A 2,488-nucleotide genomic window follows, 5' to 3' on the forward strand; every position below is an offset into this window, starting at 1 on the left:
CCAGTTTATTGTGCAGCGTGTGCTCTCTGCAGCCAATATTGACAACGCCCGCAGAGGGACCATTTTTGCCGGCTTCCTCAAGCAGCTCCCGCTCTTCATTTTTGTTGTGCCGGGTATCATTGCCTACACGCTCTCTCAGTCTGGCGCCATTGCACTTGACGAGCCAGATCAGGCGCTGCCGGCGCTGATTGGTACCTTGTTGCCTGCCGGATTGCGCGGCCTCGTGGTTGCCGGCTTGCTTGCCGCCCTGATGAGCTCGCTTTCTTCCGTATTCAATTCCTGTTCAACCCTGATTTCCTGGGATATCTACCGAAAGCTGAAACCAGAAGCAACAGAGAAAACACTCGTACGTGTCGGACAGTTTTCCACGATTGGCATGGTTGCACTGGGACTCGCATGGATTCCGTTTATGGACCAAATCTCGGGCAAACTCTTTGTCTATCTACAGAGCGTACAGGGGTATATCGCACCGCCAATTGCGGCCGTATTCCTTGTTGGTATCATGTGGCGCAGGGTTAATGCCAAAGGAGCCATTGCATCACTGATGACAGGCTTTGTGCTCGGCATGACACGCCTCATTGCAGAATTAAACAAAGAATCGCTTGAAGGCACGATGTACGCTTTTGCCGATGTAAACTTCCTGCATTTTGCGTTTGGCCTGTTCCTCTTTTGTATTGCAGTATTGATCGGCGTAAGCCTGATAACGCAGGCACCAAGCGATGAAAAAGTGAAAGACCTCACGTTTTCTACAGTTGATGCGAGCACGGCGCTCCCATCCGATCCGGTATGGAAACAGAAAGACGTGTGGGCTGCGATTGCCTTGCTTGTGATTGTTGCCCTTGTCTGGCTTTACTTCACTGGTTGATCGGCGGGTAGCTTTAACACCGAACCATTAAAAAATAGAACGGCAGCACCTGAATCTGGTGCTGCGGTTTTCTATGTACCGTATTTTCTCTGGCTGCGCCTAACGCACTTTCACCAATTGGCGGGTTTGTCCGAACGTATCGCCGGCTTCAAGTCGCGAGAAGTAGATCCCGCTCGCAACGGGCGTCCCCCAGGTTGTTTTGCCATCCCACCGGACCGTGTGTTTGCCGGCTGCTTGTCCCGGGTCCTGTACGAGCACCTGAACTTGCCGGCCCTGCACGTCATAAATAGTAAGCGTAACAGCTGACGGTTCTGGCAATGTATAGGTAAGGACCGTTTCAGTCTGGAACGGGTTTGGATAACCAGGCAACAACGAAAAGGCATCAGGCAAAAAGTCATCATCAATGCCGGTTGGTAGTGCAGACTGAATGCGCAGGTTGTCTACCACCCACCCCCAACCCGTAACCGCATTGTCTGTTACCATACGAAAACGTAACAGCACTTCATCGCCCTCCTGGAATTGGTCCAACAGGTTTACTTCATGGCGTGCCATGAGCAATTCGTCAGGGGTCGCCATCAGATCACTTTGAATTTCCCACAGAGACGTGTACCGAACGTCATATCCATCAGCAATTGGGGTCCACGTAATCCCGCTATCCAGAGAGCCTTCCAACACAACATAGTCGTAAAAGGCGGGGGTACCGAAAGCGGCTTCAGATTTGCCGGCCTCAACCATTGCAATTTCATCATAAGAAACGATTGCGTCTGTGGCACTCACCCGGATAGGTGTACGCAACGTTGCCCGCGCATCTAAAAAATCGGGGTATGGGTGGGGGGAATGAAGCGCCGTACTTGAAAACCCTGTTGCAGTGGTAATGTCAAATCCTTCCAAAAAGAAAGCTGCCGATCCATCATCAAAACTGGTCACCAACGCATTAACAGGTGGATTGGTAGCATAAATTCGCATCGACTGCGTAGGTGCCGGCATTGCCTGTCCGTTTACGTACGACCATGCCGCCACATCGAGAGAGGTTTCCGCTACGCCATCGAGCAACTGCTGTAAATCAACAAATACATCGACCGTATCGCGTATGATGTTGGCATCCAGTCGGGCAACGCGCTGACCGCTTACAAAGACGAGCGTTGAATCGTATTGCGCACGCCTGACGAGTTGGAGATTGAGTTGTCCATTTGCACCGCCTTGAAGTGCTAGTAATTCCGGACTCAATGTATGATCGGTTGGTTCGTACGTTGCAAGTTCAGGGAGCGTTGCCGTCCAGACCCCCCGCCCATGTGTTGCAATAACAACCTGATCATTTACAATCCGCATTTGCCATACAGCAACCGCAGGAAAATCGCCCTCAAGAAGTTGCCAGGTTGCACCGCCATTGCGCGACTCAAAAATGCCTATTTCAGTGCCGGCCCACAAGACGTCGGTATCAAAAGGCATAACAAGCAAACTATAAACGGCAACATCAGGGAAGCCGTTGTTGCTTTCACCATTTGCTCCAAACCCGGAGAGCTCTTCCCACGAAGCCCCAAGATCGCTGGTCTTCATTATTTTGGGTGTCCCCGCCATCGAAAAGAGGGCAAAAGCCGTCTGAGGTTCCAGCGGGTGCGTTGC

2 protein-coding genes are annotated in these 2,488 nt (G+C 51.7%); one reads left to right on the forward strand and one right to left on the reverse strand.

Features of this window, described 5'->3' with window-relative positions:
• On the forward strand, positions 1-865 hold an 865-nt coding region (locus AAF564_26665; protein ID MEM8489155.1), incomplete at its 5' end, for a sodium transporter.
• A gap of 99 nt (positions 866-964) precedes the next feature.
• Here the strand turns inward: AAF564_26665 and AAF564_26670 are convergent.
• Positions 965-2,488 (reverse strand): T9SS type A sorting domain-containing protein (locus AAF564_26670; GenBank protein ID MEM8489156.1); only part of this gene is annotated, 1,524 nt, incomplete at its 5' end.

Source organism: Bacteroidota bacterium (assembly GCA_039111535.1).
In the GTDB taxonomy this organism is placed as follows: Bacteria; Bacteroidota; Rhodothermia; order Rhodothermales; family JAHQVL01; genus JBCCIM01.